This window comes from Lysinibacillus sp. FSL K6-1151 (assembly GCF_038630755.1).
GTDB lineage: Bacteria > Bacillota > Bacilli > Bacillales_A > Planococcaceae > Lysinibacillus > Lysinibacillus fusiformis_D.
The window spans coordinates 3,323,492-3,338,641 of record NZ_CP152040.1 but is presented as its reverse complement, the minus strand read 5'-3'; the positions used below and the strand labels follow the sequence as shown (position 1 = coordinate 3,338,641).

Annotated in this window: 18 protein-coding genes and 1 tRNA gene; 16 read left to right on the top strand and 3 right to left on the bottom strand. The window is 38.6% G+C overall.

The features are described 5' to 3' along the window. Nucleotides 1-5: 5 nt before the first annotated feature. Nucleotides 6-1,232: an aspartate kinase gene (locus MHI04_RS16065; protein WP_342535017.1), complete on the top strand. Its 1,227-nt coding sequence runs from the start codon at nt 6-8 to the stop codon at nt 1,230-1,232. 95 nt (nt 1,233-1,327) lie between these two features. On the opposite strand, the gene MHI04_RS16060 is transcribed toward MHI04_RS16065, so the two are convergent. Next, on the bottom strand, nt 1,328-1,762 hold the full coding sequence (locus MHI04_RS16060; protein ID WP_342535016.1) for a YslB family protein: 435 nt from the start codon (nt 1,760-1,762) through the stop codon (nt 1,328-1,330). Between the two features lie 272 nt (nt 1,763-2,034). Here MHI04_RS16060 and MHI04_RS16055 point away from each other — a divergent pair, with 272 nt between their 5' ends. The 13 genes from MHI04_RS16055 (at nt 2,035) to MHI04_RS15995 (ending at nt 12,267) form a co-directional block, all read left to right on the top strand. After that, nucleotides 2,035-2,643: a succinate dehydrogenase cytochrome b558 subunit gene (locus MHI04_RS16055; RefSeq protein ID WP_141904737.1), complete on the top strand. Its 609-nt coding sequence runs from the start codon at nt 2,035-2,037 to the stop codon at nt 2,641-2,643. Nucleotides 2,644-2,709: 66 nt separating this feature from the next. Then, nucleotides 2,710-4,464 carry a succinate dehydrogenase flavoprotein subunit gene (gene sdhA, locus MHI04_RS16050; protein WP_036128225.1) on the top strand — a complete coding sequence of 585 codons (1,755 nt, stop codon included), beginning with the start codon at nt 2,710-2,712 and terminating at the stop codon, nt 4,462-4,464. Nucleotides 4,465-4,469: 5 nt separating this feature from the next. Beyond that, nucleotides 4,470-5,249, top strand: a complete 780-nt coding sequence (sdhB, locus tag MHI04_RS16045) for a succinate dehydrogenase iron-sulfur subunit (protein ID WP_058844339.1) — start codon at nt 4,470-4,472, stop codon at nt 5,247-5,249. A 225-nt stretch (nt 5,250-5,474) separates the two neighbouring features. Further along, nucleotides 5,475-5,939, top strand: coding sequence for a thioesterase family protein (locus MHI04_RS16040; protein ID WP_342535015.1), 465 nt, complete (start codon nt 5,475-5,477; stop codon nt 5,937-5,939). Nucleotides 5,940-6,126: 187 nt separating this feature from the next. Then, nucleotides 6,127-6,348, top strand: a complete 222-nt coding sequence (locus tag MHI04_RS16035) for a LuxR C-terminal-related transcriptional regulator (RefSeq protein WP_004226437.1) — start codon at nt 6,127-6,129, stop codon at nt 6,346-6,348. 74 nt (nt 6,349-6,422) lie between these two features. Continuing rightward, complete coding sequence (locus MHI04_RS16030) at nt 6,423-6,875, top strand: MarR family transcriptional regulator (RefSeq protein WP_016991542.1); 453 nt, start codon at nt 6,423-6,425, stop codon at nt 6,873-6,875. A gap of 10 nt (nt 6,876-6,885) precedes the next feature. Further along, nucleotides 6,886-7,683, top strand: coding sequence for a glutamate racemase (gene racE / locus MHI04_RS16025; RefSeq protein ID WP_036128218.1), 798 nt, complete (start codon nt 6,886-6,888; stop codon nt 7,681-7,683). 134 nt (nt 7,684-7,817) lie between these two features. Further along, nucleotides 7,818-8,567 (top strand): ribonuclease PH, encoded by a 750-nt coding sequence (rph, locus tag MHI04_RS16020; protein ID WP_141904741.1) that lies wholly within the window; start codon nt 7,818-7,820, stop codon nt 8,565-8,567. A 2-nt stretch (nt 8,568-8,569) separates the two neighbouring features. Beyond that, a complete protein-coding gene (locus MHI04_RS16015) occupies nt 8,570-9,163 on the top strand; it encodes an XTP/dITP diphosphatase (RefSeq protein ID WP_342535014.1) in 594 nt (197 codons plus the stop codon). A gap of 12 nt (nt 9,164-9,175) precedes the next feature. Then, the gene (locus MHI04_RS16010) at nt 9,176-9,679 is read left to right on the top strand and encodes a metallophosphoesterase (protein ID WP_036128211.1); all 504 of its coding nucleotides are present in this window, start codon (nt 9,176-9,178) and stop codon (nt 9,677-9,679) included. Between the two features lie 130 nt (nt 9,680-9,809). Beyond that, entirely contained in the window at nt 9,810-11,270 is a 1,461-nt protein-coding gene (locus MHI04_RS16005; protein ID WP_058844340.1) for a YdiU family protein, read from the top strand. 98 nt (nt 11,271-11,368) lie between these two features. Further along, on the top strand, nt 11,369-11,539 hold the full coding sequence (locus MHI04_RS16000; RefSeq protein ID WP_170829897.1) for a DUF2639 domain-containing protein: 171 nt from the start codon (nt 11,369-11,371) through the stop codon (nt 11,537-11,539). A gap of 59 nt (nt 11,540-11,598) precedes the next feature. Continuing rightward, entirely contained in the window at nt 11,599-12,267 is a 669-nt protein-coding gene (locus MHI04_RS15995; protein WP_340809302.1) for a DUF2071 domain-containing protein, read from the top strand. 14 nt (nt 12,268-12,281) lie between these two features. Here MHI04_RS15995 and MHI04_RS15990 read toward each other — a convergent pair whose 3' ends face one another. Both MHI04_RS15990 and MHI04_RS15985 read right to left on the bottom strand, forming a co-directional pair. Further along, the gene (locus MHI04_RS15990; protein WP_342535013.1) at nt 12,282-12,932 is read right to left on the bottom strand and encodes a hypothetical protein; all 651 of its coding nucleotides are present in this window, start codon (nt 12,930-12,932) and stop codon (nt 12,282-12,284) included. Nucleotides 12,933-13,024: 92 nt separating this feature from the next. Continuing rightward, on the bottom strand, nt 13,025-13,771 hold the full coding sequence (locus tag MHI04_RS15985; RefSeq protein WP_342535012.1) for a glucose 1-dehydrogenase: 747 nt from the start codon (nt 13,769-13,771) through the stop codon (nt 13,025-13,027). A 220-nt stretch (nt 13,772-13,991) separates the two neighbouring features. Between MHI04_RS15985 and MHI04_RS15980 the strand changes: the two genes are divergently transcribed. Continuing rightward, nucleotides 13,992-14,065, top strand: a tRNA-Arg gene (locus tag MHI04_RS15980). A gap of 401 nt (nt 14,066-14,466) precedes the next feature. After that, complete coding sequence (locus MHI04_RS15975) at nt 14,467-15,003, top strand: hypothetical protein (protein ID WP_230593913.1); 537 nt, start codon at nt 14,467-14,469, stop codon at nt 15,001-15,003. Nucleotides 15,004-15,150: the final 147 nt, after the last annotated feature.

The window sequence follows — 15,150 nt, the reverse complement described above, 5'->3', positions numbered from 1 at the left end:
AAGAAATGGCTAAAATAGTGATGAAGTTTGGAGGGGCTGCACTAGCTTCTACTGAACAAATCCAAGAGGCAGCAAGGAAGGCGATTGCTGAAAAGGACAGAGGCTTCGATGTAGTCGTGGTCGTTGCAGCAATGGGACACACAATGAAAGATGTGCAAACGATGGTACATCAACTAACGGACGAAGTGCCCAAACGAGAATTAGCTGCAGTCGTGTCTACGGGCTCTCAATTATCCAGCGCTTTATTTGCCATCGCATTACAGGAAGCGGGCTATGAGGCAGTGTCCTTAACTGGATGGCAAGCAGGTATACATACAGATTATAAGTATCGTCATGCACGTATTGACTATATCGATGACAGTCGTATTGAAGAACATCTTGTACAGGGACAAATTGTAGTGATTGCTGGAGAACAGGGTATTGATGAGGAACAAAATATTACTACACTTGGCAAAGGCGGAGCTGAAACAACAGCTATAGCACTCGCGGTAGCATTGGAAGCAGAGCGAACTGATATGTACACAAATGTTGACGGTGTTTATACAGCAGATCCACGCTATGTCAGCAAAGCTCAAAAGCTGCAGGAAATCTCCTATGATGAAATGCTGGAGTTATCTAATTTAGGATCACATGTTATTCATCCTCGTGCAGTGGAGTTAGCAAAAAAATTTCAAATGCCCGTTATTATACGCTCTAGCTTAGTAGAGTCAGTAGGTACTTTATTGAAGGAGGAAGTGGAAATGGAGAAAAATTTAGTCGTCCGTGGTGTAGCCTTTGAGTCAGATATTATCCGTTTAACAGTGGGGTATGATGCGTATGCCGATGGTGCATTGGCAGATATGTTTACAATCCTTGCAGAAAACCGCATTAATGTAGATATTATTGTACAGGCAATCATTGATGGCTTAAAACCAACTGTGTCTTTTTCCATTTTAAAAGAAGAATTTGCGGAAACATTGCGTGTTCTAGAAGATAGTAAATTGTCACTTGGCTTTAGTTTTGCTGACTTTGAAATAGGGTTGGCGAAGGTTTCTATCATTGGCTCAGGTATGGCCTCTAATCCAGGTGTGGCTGCTCGCATGTTTGATCGATTACGTCGTGAAGATATTCCTATAAAAATGGTTAGTACGTCTGAAATAAAAGTGTCTGTTGTTGTACCACAGGATGATATGATTCGTGCAGCAAATGCCTTGCATGATGAATTCAATTTAGAGCAAGCACTTTATATATAATAATAGAAGAAACAGTATTTTATGTAATAGTCCGAAATTAAAGGAAGAAAAAAGAAGGATTGTCATCCCGTTGAATAGGGAGACAATCCTTTTCATCATTCAGTAGGGATGGTATTCATAATACGTTCCTTGACATCCCATTTGACTGTAAACATGACATAGTGCTGCTTTTCTCGCTTTTCATCATAGCATTCTGTAAGGTAGCCTTTAGCTAATTGAATTTGCTCTGCTATAAATCCTGCTTCCAGTCTAAAGCTTCGTTGTTTGATTTGCAATATTTCAGGGGCATTTGTCAATTGGAAAATGCGACCATCCTTTGATTCCTTCATGAGCTCTAGTGTACCCCAGCAGGCATCTGCGAAAAATGCGATAAGTTCGTCTTGACTTTTGCATGGGAACTTGCGAGCAAGCTCTTTACCTGCCCAATAAAGGACATCATTCTCATGTTTACCAAGGATAGAAGATAGAATATGATCGCGAATGAGCTCATAACCAAATGATGAAATTGTAGGAGATGGAGTGTTTAACATTGTTATCCTTCTTTCTTAGAATTTTCTTAAAATTCAACAGTAATAAAGTAATGATAGATTTTTCGAGAAAAAACAACGCATCATGTACTAGATTAGTTCTTTAATAAGCTCTATGAAAAACTCCGAGTTGCCTTGACGCTCGTAGCTCTTGAGAGTACAATAAACATGTCATAATATTGTACCATGATGAAATACACAGTCAATGAAGTATCATTTACAAAATGATGACTTCTTTTGTTGTGCTATTTTAAGTACTAAGGGGGGTAACAGTCTTGTCGAAAGATCGAGAGTTTTTATGGCGTCGCTTACATTCTCTACTTGGTATCATTCCAGTAGGTCTGTTTTTAACGATGCACCTGTTCATTAACTTTACAGCAACAGGCGGGGCAGAAAGTTACAACGATGCTACCGCAGTAATGGAAAAGATTCCATTCCTTATCCTAGTTGAATGGATTGTCATCTATATTCCATTAATGTTCCACGCATTCTATGGTGTCTACATTGCATTCACTGCTACACCAAACACAGGACGTTTCAGCACATACCGTAACTGGATGTTCTCTTTACAACGTTTCACTGGTGTATTCCTAGTGATTTTCATTGCATGGCATATTTTCCAAACTCGTATTCAAAAAGCACTTGGCACACACGTTGATTACGACATGATGGCGAATATCGTTGCTAATCCATTCATGCTTGGATTCTACATTGTTGGTATTTTATCAGCAACTTTCCACTTATCTAACGGTTTATGGGCATTCCTAGTAAGCTGGGGTATTACACAATCTCCTCAGTCTCAAAAGATTGCTACTTACGTAACAAACATTATTTTCGTAATTCTAAGTGTAGTTGGTGTGGCTGCTATTTTAGCTTTCGTATAATTCAATAGAAGCTACGATAGAGTAACAGCAATCATTGCAATTTTTTAAGAGGAGTGAGAAATAATCATGGCGAAAAGCAAAATAATTGTTGTCGGCGGTGGTCTTGCCGGTCTGATGGCAACGATTAAAGCAGCTGAAGTTGGTACTGAAGTTGATTTATTCTCATTAGTTCCTGTAAAACGCTCACACTCTGTTTGTGCGCAAGGCGGAATTAATGGTGCGGTAAATACAAAAGGTGAAGGGGATTCTCCATGGATTCACTTTGATGATACTGTATATGGTGGGGACTTCTTAGCGAACCAACCACCAGTAAAAGGTATGTGTGACGCAGCACCTGGCATTATCCACTTAATGGACCGTATGGGTGTTATGTTCAACCGTACACCAGAAGGACTTTTAGATTTCCGTCGTTTTGGCGGTACTTTAATGCACCGTACAGCTTTCTCTGGTGCAACAACTGGTCAACAATTACTATATGCGCTAGATGAGCAAGTTCGTTCTCATGAAGTAGCTGGTTTAGTAAATAAATATGAACACTGGGAATTCCTTGGTGTTATCATCGATGATGACGGCGTTTGCCGTGGTATCGTAGCGCAAGATATGCGTACAGAAGAAATTAAATCATTCCGTGCAGACGCTGTTATTATGGCGACTGGTGGCCCTGGTATTATCTTCGGTAAAACAACAAACTCTGTTATTAACACAGGTTCTGCTGCTTCTATCGTTTATCAACAAGGTGCTTCATATGCGAATGGTGAATTCATTCAAATTCACCCAACAGCGATTCCTGGAGATGACAAAAACCGTCTAATGTCAGAATCAGCTCGTGGTGAAGGTGGTCGTATTTGGACTTATAAAGACGGTAAACCTTGGTACTTCTTAGAAGAAAAGTACCCAGCTTATGGTAACTTAGTACCACGTGATATTGCAACACGTGAAATTTTTGATGTCTGTGTAAACCAAAAACTTGGTATTAATGGCGAGAACATGGTATACCTAGATCTTTCTCATAAAGATCCACATGAATTGGACGTTAAACTTGGTGGTATCATCGAAATCTACGAAAAATTCGTAGGGGATGATCCACGTAAATTACCAATGAAAATTTTCCCAGCAGTTCACTATTCAATGGGTGGATTATGGGTTGATTACAACCAAATGACTGAAATTCCTGGTCTATTTGCAGCAGGTGAATGTGATTACTCTCAACATGGTGCAAACCGTCTTGGTGCGAACTCATTATTATCTGCTATCTACGGTGGTATGGTTGCAGGACCAAACGCAGTAGATTATGTAAAACACCTTAAAAAGCATGCAGAAGATCTTCCACAAGAGATTTACGATGCTCGTGTCAAAGAGGAGCAAGCGAAATGGGATGCTATCATGAAAATGGAAGGCACAGAAAACGCTTACTTACTGCATAAAGAGCTTGGTGAAATGATGACTGCTACAATGACTGTAGTACGTTACAATGATCAGCTTGAAGATACATTGAAAAAACTTGATGAGCTTACTGAGCGTTGGAATAACATCAACATTAACGATACGCAAAAATGGAGTAATCAAGGCGCGCACTTTACGCGTCAACTTAAAAATATGTTAGTGCTTGCAAAAGTAATGACAAAAGGTGCACTATTACGTAATGAATCTCGTGGTGCACACTATAAACCTGATTTCCCTAACCGTGATGATGAGCAGTTCTTAAAAACAACAATGGCGAAGTTTGACCCAACTACTGGTAATCCAATCATCACGTACCAAGAAGTCGACGTTTCTTTAATCCCACCACGTAAACGCGACTACTCTGCGAAAGGAGACTAAAAGTTATGCAAATCGCAGCTAATACTGGAAGAATGGTCAAAGTGGAAATCTTACGTCAAGATACACAAGGCGGCAATAGCTACTGGCAAAAATTCCAAGTGCCTTACCGTCATGGTATGAACGTAATCTCAATTTTAATGGAAATTCAAAAAAATCCTGTTACTGAAGATGGTGTAAACACATCGCCAGTATCATGGGATATGAACTGTTTAGAAGAAGTTTGTGGTGCATGTTCAATGGTCATCAATGGCCGTCCACGTCAATCATGTTCAACACTTGTTGATCAATTGACTGAGCCAATTAAGCTTGAGCCAATGAAGACATTCCCTGTTATTCGTGACCTACAAGTTGACCGTGAACGTATGTTCAATGCACTTAAAAAAGTGAAAGCTTGGGTACCAATTGATGGTACTTATGATTTAGGTGAAGGTCCACGTATGCCAGAAGGTAAACGTCAATGGGCTTATGAATTATCTAAATGTATGACTTGTGGTGTATGTATGGAAGCATGTCCAAACGTGTCTGAAAAAGCTTCATTCATCGGACCAGCTCCATTATCACAAGTACGTCTTTTCAACACTCACCCAACTGGTGCAATGGTTAAAGATGAACGTTTAAATGCTATTATGGGTGATGGTGGCCTTGCGAACTGTGGTAACTCTCAAAACTGTGTAGCTGCATGTCCAAAAGGTATTCCTTTAACAACATCTATCGCTTCACTAAACCGTGCAACTACAGTGCAAATGTTCCGTAACTTCTTCGGTTCTGATCACTACGTAGATTAATATACGGACAAGCTAAATGCCCAAACTCTCTTACACTTTGTGTGAGGGAGTTTTTTTATTTGAAGTTGCATATGATATAAACAGAAGGAATATTTGTGATAAAAGGCGTAAATTGCGGTTTTTTCTATGATAATATAGTATTTTCTTTTATAATGAATATGTATTCATTTCATTTGCCGTCATTATAATTAAAACAGGCAAATACATAACAGGGGATGGTGTAACATGAAAGCAAACTATATTGAAGATTTTCAAGAGTGGGAAAAGGATTTTTCCTTTTATAGTGAGGTACGTGTACGTTTTTCAGAGACAGACATGTTTGGTCATATGAACAATACCGTTAGCTTTACATATTTTGAGCAAGCAAGAATTGATTATTTCCATCATTTAGGTATTTTAATGCCTTCAGCAGTTACTGAGGATGTGGAGGCTATACCGATAGTGGCCGATTTACAATGTGATTATGTGAAGCAGGTCTTCTTTGATGATGTTCTCCGAATTTACACAAAGATCGCGAAAGTTGGAAATTCATCACTGGACATTCATTATCTTGCTAAAAATCAAAAGAATGAAATTTGCTTCACTGGTCGTGGAACAATTGTGCAAATGGATCCTCGAACAGGCAAGAGTGTGCCGATTTCTGAGGAAGATAGGACGAAATTCATTCAATTGGCTATTCTTCCTCATTAGTTTATAGTGTAATTATATGAAAGTTTATTGAAAAAGTAGGAATTGCATTTTACATAAAATTTATGAATGTATCGATGTAATTTTCGAAATTTTTAAGGAAACATGGAATAATCATGCAAATAGCCGTCACCGCTTCCAGCCCCTTAACATAAGTTACAATACGTGCGGGGGAGGAGGGTGTAACTGAATGAATGGCTCTCATCATCGTTCTCTTTTAACAAACCGAGAACGTGAAATATTTGCGCTTTTATTAGCTGAAAAAACAACGAGAGATATTGCAGAGCAGCTTGGTATTAGTGAAAAAACAGTGCGGAATCACATTTCCAATACAATTCAAAAGCTAGGTGTAACGAATCGATCTCAGGCGTTAATTGAGCTGTTACGCTTGGAAGAATTTAAATTAGACTAATGGACACTTGCTATTTCGTGAAAAAAACGACAAAATAGAACTATTCAACGTATTTTTAGGAGTGAAATAGTTATATGTCGGATGAAGTAACAAAGCACTCACCTGAAACCGTTGCAACGGTTGAAAAGGAATTACGCTATATAGCGGCCATCGTGAAGCAAAAGGGAAGAGAAATTGTTTCCGACTATGCGATAACGCCGCCACAATTTGTTGCATTACAGTGGTTAGAAGAGCTTGGTGATATTACAATTGGCGAATTATCAAACCGTTTATATTTAGCCTTTAGCACAACAACAGATTTAGTGGATCGAATGGAGAAAAATGAATTAGTCAAGCGTGTGCGTGATGAAAATGATCGCCGTGTTGTTGTCGTTCATCTTCTCGAAAAGGGCGAACGTATTATTCAAGAAGTTATTGAAAAAAGGCAGCAATACTTGCAGGAGATGCTTGTTGGTTTTAATGAACAAGAAGTCGCGCAATTATCAAGCTATTTAGAAAAACTACATGTACACATGAAACAGGATTGAGGCGGAAAGTATGAATGCCCCGATAGGCGTTATTGACTCAGGAGTAGGCGGTTTAACCGTAGCAAAAGAAATCATGAAGCGATTGCCAAACGAAACGATCTATTATATTGGCGATACAGCAAGATGTCCGTATGGTCCAAGAAGTCGTCAGGAAGTACGGAATTTCACTTGGCAAATGGCAAAAGCACTCGAAAAAATGAATATTAAGATGCTCGTTATTGCTTGTAATACAGCGACTGCAGTAGCACTCGAAAGTTTACAAAGAAATATGCCTTTTCCGGTACTAGGCGTTATTAATGCTGGCGCACGTGCAGCTGTAAAAAAGACGAAGCGACATGAAGTCGTTGTGCTTGCAACAGAAGGAACAATTAAAAGTGGGGCGTATGAAGAAGCCTTATTATCACTTAATACGTCAACACATATTATCCCACTAGCATGTCCAACATTCGTACCACTTGTAGAAAGTGGCGAATACAAAGGTGACTTTGCAAATAAGTTAATAGCTGAAGGCTTAAAGCCGTTGAAAAATCGACAATTTGATACGGTTATTTTAGGGTGTACACATTACCCTATTTTACAAAAACAAATTGAAGCTGTTGTCGGAGGAGATGTGAATGTGTTATCTTCTGCGGAGGAAACAGCAAAAGATGTTCAAGAAATGTTAGCGTATAACGGCACTTTAGCAAATGCTGATGCGGTGCCTGCCCATAAATTTTTTGCATCTGGTTCTGTTCCAATTTTCCGTTCAATCGCTGAGAATTGGCTGGAGCAAGGTACTCTTGACATAAAACGTATGACATTAAAATAAAAAATCAGCTTAGCAACAGGCTAGGCTGATTTTTGCCGTTTTTTTAGCTATGTACATAAACGTCCGAGTACTTTTTTGATGGCACAAATTGTGATAAGATGAGGGCGCGAAAGTTTTTAGGAGGAACGAATGATATGACAAGATTTGATGGAAGAAATGCAGACGGGCTACGACCTGTAAAAATGGATACAGAGTATCTATTACACCCAGAAGGCTCCGTATTAATTCAAGTAGGTAATACAAAAGTAATTTGCACAGCAACAATTGAAGACAAAGTACCTGGCTTTTTACGTGGCCAAGGGAAAGGATGGATCACAGCCGAGTACTCAATGCTTCCTCGTGCAACCGCTCAACGTACACCACGTGAATCCTCACGAGGAAAAGTCAATGGCCGTACGATGGAAATTCAACGCTTAATTGGGCGTGCATTACGTGCTGTTGTCGATTTAGAAGCCCTTGGAGAACGCACTGTATGGATTGACTGTGATGTTATTCAAGCTGATGGTGGCACTCGTACAGCATCTATTACAGGAGCATTTGTTGCAATGACACAGGCAATTGCTAAGTTTGCTGAAGAAAAGCCATTTGAGAAGTTCCCAGTAACAGACTTTTTAGCGGCAACAAGTGTTGGCATTGTAGAAGAACAAGGTGCCATTCTTGATTTAAATTATGTAGAAGATGTGGCTGCTGCTGTTGATATGAATATTGTGATGACAGGCACAGGGCGATTTGTTGAAATACAGGGTACAGGTGAGGAAGCTACCTTTTCTCGTGAAGAACTGAATGAATTGTTAGCATTGGGTGAAAAAGGCATTCAGCAATTAGTAAATCTTCAAAAAACAACGCTTGGTGAACTGGCCAACAAAGTCGGAGGGAATCAATAATTATGAAACAAGTAGTCATCGCCACAAAAAATAAAGGAAAAGCAAAAGATTTTGAAGCATTATTTGGTCCACTAGGTTATGAAGTAGTGACAATGTTTGAAGTAGCACCAGAAATGGAAATAGAAGAAACTGGTACAACATTTGAAGAAAATGCAATCTTAAAAGCAGAAGCGTTGGCGAAGGAACTTGGCACAATTGTGATTGCAGATGATAGTGGCTTAGCAGTGGATGCATTAAATGGTGAGCCAGGCGTGTATTCTGCCCGCTATGCTGGCGATCATGACGACGAAGCAAACATGGTAAAATTGTTAGCTAATTTACATGGTGTCGAAGATGACAAACGTACTGCCCGTTTTTGCTGCTGCATTGCAATTGCAGGACCTGATTTTGTAACGACAACGGTATTCGGCACATGTGAAGGGGTTATTGCACATGAAAAACGTGGAACGAATGGATTTGGCTATGATCCAATCTTTTTCGTACCAAGCTTAAATCGTATGATGGCTGAGCTTTTACCAGAGGAAAAAGGCTCTATTTCTCACCGTGGCAATGCCATTCGCAAGTTAAAGGAACAATTACCGAATCTTATAAAATAAGAGGTGATATCCATGAAAATACTTGTTATGAGCGATACACATGGTGATAGCCATGTCATCGAAAAGGTTAAAGGTTTTTATCCTGAAATAGATGTTGTCATTCATTGTGGAGATAGTGAACTTCCTTTCTCACATGAGGCATTAAAAGGTGTGAAAAAAGTAAGAGGAAACTGTGATCGTGAAACAGCTTTCCCCGAAGAGGAAATTTTCACAGTCAATGATGTTAAAATTTTTGTGACGCATGGCCATTTATTCAATGTGAAAAATTCCATCTTATCATTAACCTATCGAGCCAAAGAGGTGGACGCACAAATCGTATGCTTTGGTCACTCTCATATCCTTGGTGCCGAAATGATTGATGATATTTTATTTTTAAATCCTGGAAGCTTATTAAAACCACGTGGTCGTAAAGAGAAAAGCTTTGCGGTTGTGGAAATCACTGCAACCTCTTTTAAAGTCGCTTGCTTGACAGATGATCATCAAAGTATTGCGACTCATATTTTTCAACGAAATTAACATAAAATAAAAATCCGCATAACATTAAAGTTATGTGGATTTTTATGTAGGCTTTCTAGTGGTAAATTTGACTAGGAATGATTAATGTTGAAATAGCAAAAATAAATCAAAAGGCAATAAAGGAGAAAACATGGAAAAGACAATTGGCTGGCATTTTGATAATAGTTATGTTCGACTACCAAGTATTATGTATTCCGATATTTCGTTAAATCCTGTTCGTTCACCAAAGCTAGTTCTGTTAAATGAAGCTGTTGCAGTGTCACTTGGATTAGATGCTCAAGCTTTACAGAGGGAAGAAGGAGTCGCTATCTTAGCTGGCAATAAAATCCCAGAAGGTGGCGAACCAATTGCACAAGCCTATGCAGGGCATCAATTTGGTCATTTTAATATGTTGGGTGATGGTAGAGCACTTTTATATGGAGAACATATAACACCTCAACAGGAACGGTATGATATCGCACTAAAAGGTTCTGGTAGAACACCTTATTCTCGTGGTGGAGATGGACGAGCTGCGTTAGGGCCAATGCTAAGGGAGTACATCATGAGTGAGGCGATGTTTGCGTTAGGGATTCCCACATCACGTAGTCTTGCAGTAGTGGCTACAGGTGAAATGATTATGCGAGAAACTGAATTACCAGGAGCAATTGTCACGCGAGTTGCCAGCAGTCATTTGCGAGTAGGGACCTTTCAATATGCCGCACAATGGGGAACAGATGAAGAGCTCCAGCGCTTGGCTGACTATGCATTAGAACGTCATTTCTCAGCTGATACTGGCACTCAAAATCGTTATCTTTATTTGCTAAAGGAAGTCATGAAGAAGCAGGCATCCTTAATAGCACAGTGGCAGTTAGTGGGCTTTATTCATGGAGTCATGAACACAGATAATATGACCATTAGCGGTGAAACCATTGATTATGGTCCTTGCGCTTTCATGGACACCTATGATCCCGCGACTGTATTTAGCTCTATTGATCGGCAAGGTCGTTATGCTTATGGCAATCAGCCCAACATTGGTGGCTGGAATTTAACACGCTTAGCTGAGACGTTACTCCCTTTCATTCACGATGATCAAGAAGAAGCTATTCAATTGGCACAAGACACGCTACAACAATATCCTCACTTCTACGTTGAAAATTGGTTAAAGGGGATGCGTGCAAAGCTAGGTATTTTTAATGAAGAGCAAGAAGATGTCCAGCTTATTGAAGGGCTTCTACAGCTTATGCAACAATACGAAGCAGATTATACGAATACGTTTATCGCTTTAACCTTTGAGCAAATGGAAGATACCCCATTAATGAATGCATCAGCGTTTCAAGAATGGCATCAAAAATGGACGGAGCGATTAGCGAGACAGCAGCAAACGAAAGAAATGTCACAACAATTAATGCGTCAACATAATCCTGCTGTTATTCCTCGCAATCACAGGGTAGAAGAAGCTTTAGAAGCAGCTGTAGAACGAGACGACTATCGTGTTATGAATAATTTATTAAAAGTCCTTGCTCAGCCTTATGCCCATACGAAAGAGCAACAAGAATATGCTGCATTACCTGAACCGTCTAATCAACCATATCGTACTTTTTGTGGCACATGAGTAAAAACGAGAGACATTCATTCTCTCGTTTTTTATTGTATATAGGCACTCTACAGAATCCGACCGCATACTCTATGTATGAATAAAGATAAAGGAGAATGGGGTCGGTGCATAAATTTTCAAAAGGTTGGTTTGTCAAAGAGTTACGAGCTCATGGGATAATGGTTCATCCTCAATTTAAAAACCATTTAGGCTTATTTAAAGAATCTGAATTACGAAATTTATATTATCGGTATGTTGAAATAGAATATGCTGAGCAAGATCAATAGTCCAGTTGTTTGAATAACTCCTTTCTAGGAAAAGCTAGTAGTTAGAAAGGAGTTTTTCTATGTGGATGATGACACAGACATGGCAAGATGTTCTATTTTTACACTGGCCCATAGACCCCAAAGAGTTAGAAAAACATCTACCTGAGGAACTAAAACTTGATCTCTTTGAACAAAATGCTTGGCTAAGTGCTGTCCTTTTTAAAGTTCATCGACATCGACTACGATTTCTACCAACCATTCCTGGGATGAATATCTATTTACAATTGAATGTCCGAACATATGTAGAGTATAACGGCATGAAAGGCATCTATTTTTTTCATTTAGATGTCACGAATTATTTCGTGTCAAAAATCACGGCATTAGGTAGTTTACCATACCGCTTCTCCAAAATCTTAGCAAAACAAAGAGAAAATCACTTTTCATATACAAGCCATTACAAAGCCTGTGACGAAAGATTAAGGGTTACTTATACAATAGAAGATCACACGAATACTAATTTTGACCAATGGATTGTAGAACGTTATCATTCATGGGCCAAGTGGAAGGATACCCTTTTTCGAATTGATATCCACCACTCACCATGGGAATTACAGCGGGCAAGCGCAACGATTCACAGTAATACATTAGCTTCTTTTATGAAGGGGAATTTTCAGGGAATGCAGCCTATTGCTCATTTTGCTAAAAACAAAGTAGCGAAAGTTTTTCCACCAGTAGTTGAACGCAAATAAATGGGATTTTTACATTAAAAAAGATAACAAAATTGCATCACAATGGCGCCAGCAATCATATCTGACATGGCTAGAGCTTCTGCTTCAATTTCATCAAAAACGTCTATATCAGCTTGATAATCTTTCTGGATCATCGTCACGGCTTCATTTTTCGTTAAAGCTAAATGCGTATAAAACATTTTTTGGACAGCCTCTCTACTTAAGTAAGGATTAATCGTATGCAAAAATAGCGCAATATCATCTGCATTGCGATACCATTCCTTCTCTTTTGCTTCCGCTGTGGTAGCCTCTCCTTTAGAAGCAGCTGTCACTAATTGAGCAGCCAGCAGCAGATGTTCTTTAATTAATGCTGTATATCGATCTGCTATAGAGTCGCCGTAAAAGGGACGTAGACAATTTCCTAAATCAGTCGCATTTCGTAACAGACGCTGCTGCACAAAAGGAAGATCAGGTAAATTGAAGACAATGCTAATAATCGTCATTCGCGTCCAATTGACATGCTCCATCCAAAGTAAGCGATTCATCGCCATAAAATCAGCTTCGGCTTTACTGATACAGCGCCGGTAATCATGTGCATGTAAAAAGTGACGAATCGGTGCCGTATATTGAGTAGAGGGGGCTTGATACAGCTGGCTTAATGAAAACCCATTTGAATAGGGGGACAAGGCTTCACTCCTTCTTGTTCTTTCTCCTACAGTAGCATACTCTAAGGAAACTCTGGGTATGAAGAACAAGTAAGGAAGAGCAAATGACAAAACTACTCTTCATACATCATTTTCTTTGTCATGCCGCCATCGACCGTAAGATTAATACCTGTCACAAAATGATTTACGGGGTTTGTTAAATAGAGACAAGCCTGTGCGATATCTTCAGGCACACCAACCCTTCCTGATAAATGCTGTACATGATCGACTGGTCGAAGTGCCTCATAATCGCCTGTTTCAATCCAGCCAGGCGAAATACAATTCACCGTGATTTGATCAGGACCTAAAGACCGCGCTAAAGCATGTGTTAACGCCACAATACCACCTTTTGTAGCCGCGTAGGCTTCTGTATTAGGTTCTGACATCTCAGCCCGTGTAGATGCTAACGAAACAATCGAACCACCTTTCACATTGTGCCTCATCACCTTCGCAGCCTCTCTGGCACAGAAAAAGGCACTCGTTAAATTTGTGTGTAGTAGATGATTCCACTCCTCAAACGTCACATCATAAGGAGAGATATGCTGAAACTGCCCAGCATTATTAATTAAAATATGAATAGTCCCATATTGCTCAACAGCTCGTTGCATTAACTGAACGATATCCTGTTCCTTCGTTACATCTGTTTGAACAAATAAAACAACGTAGCCTTGTGCAAGCATATCCTGTTCTAATTGTTGACCTAAACCGTCATTTAAATCAGCAATTACCACCTTTGCGCCATGCCGTGCATATGCAAGTACAATCCCTTTGCCAATCCCTTGTGCGCCACCTGTAACAACAACGACCGAATCCTTAAACATCTACATACCTCCCAATTTTTTATCGCCAATAGTGTAGCAAATATTTTCATATTCGTCTTCTTGAGAGGAGTAAGACATGGTATAATCGAAGCTGTGGCAACATATGATGAACAATATGAGGCAAACCTTGCCTACATAGTAAAATTAATGTTGACATTATGCCATAAAGTACATATAATAAGTATTGTCCTTCCTATGAAATACATAGAAACGACACCATGTCTCAGTAGCTCAGCTGGATAGAGCAACGGCCTTCTAAGCCGTCGGTCGGGGGTTCGAATCCCTCCTGGGACGTCAATAACAAATCAAAGGTTAATTTTTAACCAAATTGAAAAGCGCTTGAAACCTTATGAACAATAGGTTTTGAGCGCTTTTTTTGTTTATATTAATATTTTTAAGAATCGCATAGAATAACATATAAAAAATAAATTAGGTAAACAAAATGTAAACATGGTGAACAAAGAAATTAAAATGGAACAGACGAATTGATAAAAGATCCTACAGTTAAAGATCGTTATACAAAAGAATTTGTTTCGTTTAAAGAAGGACAAAGAGTTAGGGTTGCAATTCAAAAAGGGAGTTCATGGTCAGGGTCATATTCAAAGTATGATTGGATTATAGTATCAATGTTCCCTGTATTTTAAATTTATGTTACAATCTATATTATGGAAATTTTTAAAGAAAGTGACTATGGGATGGGAAATAATAAAATTATACAAAATGTGAAACAAACTATTTCTGGGATTGAAATTGGGTATTTTACCACTGCCAAGAGTTATATTTACGATGAATATTTTAAATATTTTAATGATGAGGATCAAGAAACTAAAAAATATGCATTACTACTTTTTACATGCATGTTAGGTAACTGGTATAATAAATCGACTTTTGTCTTTAAACCTGAAAAGGAACGTTTACAATATAACAATGAAAAAGGAGCAAAATTTTTTAATTTTGAGGACTATATAACTTCATTGTTAGATAACTATCAAAATATTAAACGAGAATTTCCTTATATGTTTGAAATTATTGTTGTTTATTTACTTCTGATAGAGAAAGATAAACATTTGAGTTATGAAGAATGGTTTCCGGAAATTAATCCAGAAATATTTAAAGAACTCAGGGAGGAAATTTTAATTCCCAACAGAAATTTGGTCAATGATTGCCATCCAATAAAATATTTATTTAGAGAAGTTGGAATAAAACCTTTTTTCAAAGGTGATTTTTTTTAATGAATAAATACTAAAACCACATTCAAAAAAGAGTGTGGTTTTTATTTTGTTAATTCATAAAAATAAATAGAAAATGAATTTCTTAATACTAGGGAAGTTCGCAAAAAAAACAGTGTGAATTGATCAAAAGCGTTGATTACTTCCATC

Bases quoted from the DNA above. Each gene is read 5' to 3' on its own strand.
- MHI04_RS16015 (WP_342535014.1), top strand. From the start codon at position 8,570: ATGAAACAAGTAGTCATCGCCACAAAAAATAAAGGAAAAGCAAAAGAT.
- MHI04_RS16060 (WP_342535016.1), bottom strand. From the start codon at position 1,762: ATGTTAAACACTCCATCTCCTACAATTTCATCATTTGGTTATGAGCTC.
- MHI04_RS16040 (WP_342535015.1), top strand. From the start codon at position 5,475: ATGAAAGCAAACTATATTGAAGATTTTCAAGAGTGGGAAAAGGATTTT.
- MHI04_RS16035 (WP_004226437.1), top strand. From the start codon at position 6,127: ATGAATGGCTCTCATCATCGTTCTCTTTTAACAAACCGAGAACGTGAA.
- MHI04_RS15985 (WP_342535012.1), bottom strand. From the start codon at position 13,771: ATGTTTAAGGATTCGGTCGTTGTTGTTACAGGTGGCGCACAAGGGATT.
- MHI04_RS16010 (WP_036128211.1), top strand. From the start codon at position 9,176: ATGAAAATACTTGTTATGAGCGATACACATGGTGATAGCCATGTCATC.
- rph (WP_141904741.1), top strand. From the start codon at position 7,818: ATGACAAGATTTGATGGAAGAAATGCAGACGGGCTACGACCTGTAAAA.
- sdhB (WP_058844339.1), top strand. From the start codon at position 4,470: ATGCAAATCGCAGCTAATACTGGAAGAATGGTCAAAGTGGAAATCTTA.
- racE (WP_036128218.1), top strand. From the start codon at position 6,886: ATGAATGCCCCGATAGGCGTTATTGACTCAGGAGTAGGCGGTTTAACC.
- MHI04_RS15975 (WP_230593913.1), top strand. From the start codon at position 14,467: ATGGGAAATAATAAAATTATACAAAATGTGAAACAAACTATTTCTGGG.
- MHI04_RS16000 (WP_170829897.1), top strand. From the start codon at position 11,369: ATGGGGTCGGTGCATAAATTTTCAAAAGGTTGGTTTGTCAAAGAGTTA.
- MHI04_RS16065 (WP_342535017.1), top strand. From the start codon at position 6: ATGGCTAAAATAGTGATGAAGTTTGGAGGGGCTGCACTAGCTTCTACT.
- MHI04_RS16005 (WP_058844340.1), top strand. From the start codon at position 9,810: ATGGAAAAGACAATTGGCTGGCATTTTGATAATAGTTATGTTCGACTA.
- MHI04_RS16030 (WP_016991542.1), top strand. From the start codon at position 6,423: ATGTCGGATGAAGTAACAAAGCACTCACCTGAAACCGTTGCAACGGTT.
- sdhA (WP_036128225.1), top strand. From the start codon at position 2,710: ATGGCGAAAAGCAAAATAATTGTTGTCGGCGGTGGTCTTGCCGGTCTG.
- MHI04_RS15995 (WP_340809302.1), top strand. From the start codon at position 11,599: ATGTGGATGATGACACAGACATGGCAAGATGTTCTATTTTTACACTGG.